Raw genomic sequence first — 542 nt, forward strand, 5'->3', positions numbered from 1 at the left:
GTCGCGGGCCTGCTCGCGCTCCGCGGCGCACTGCCCCCGCCGGACGCCGCCACCGTCACCGCCGCGGTGCTCGCCGGCCAGCTCACGATCGGCTGGGGCAACGACCTGCGCGACCTTCCCCGCGACCGCGCCGCCGGCCGCGCCGACAAGCCGCTGGCCACCGGAGACCTCCCGGTCGGCACGGTGGCGTACGCCCTGGCCGCGGCCGCGCTCGCCTGCCTCGTGCTGTCCGCGCTCACCGGCTGGCGCGGCGCGCTGGTCAACGTCCTCCTGGTCACCGGCGCGGGCCACGCCTACAACCTCGGCCTGAAAGCGACCCGGTGGTCCTGGGCGCCGTACGCCTGCGCCTTCGGGGCGCTGCCCTCGGTGGTCACCCTCGCCGGCCCGGGAACGGCCTGGGCGCCGGCGTGGGCCACCGGCGCCGGCGCCGCGCTCGGGGTCGGGGCGCACCTGCTCAACACGCTGCCCGACCTGGCCGACGACGAGCGCGCCGGAGTGCGCGGCCTGCCGCACCGGATCGGCGAACGCCCCTCGCGCGCCCT

1 protein-coding gene is annotated in these 542 nt (G+C 79.3%); it reads left to right on the forward strand.

Translation table 11 applies throughout. The features are described from left to right. On the forward strand, positions 1–542 hold a 542-nt coding region (locus tag ACLIYP_RS30755; RefSeq protein ID WP_412716344.1), incomplete at both ends, for a UbiA family prenyltransferase.

It is taken from the genome of Streptomyces nanhaiensis (assembly GCF_046614825.1).
Classification (GTDB): domain Bacteria; phylum Actinomycetota; class Actinomycetes; order Streptomycetales; family Streptomycetaceae; genus Streptomyces; species Streptomyces radiopugnans.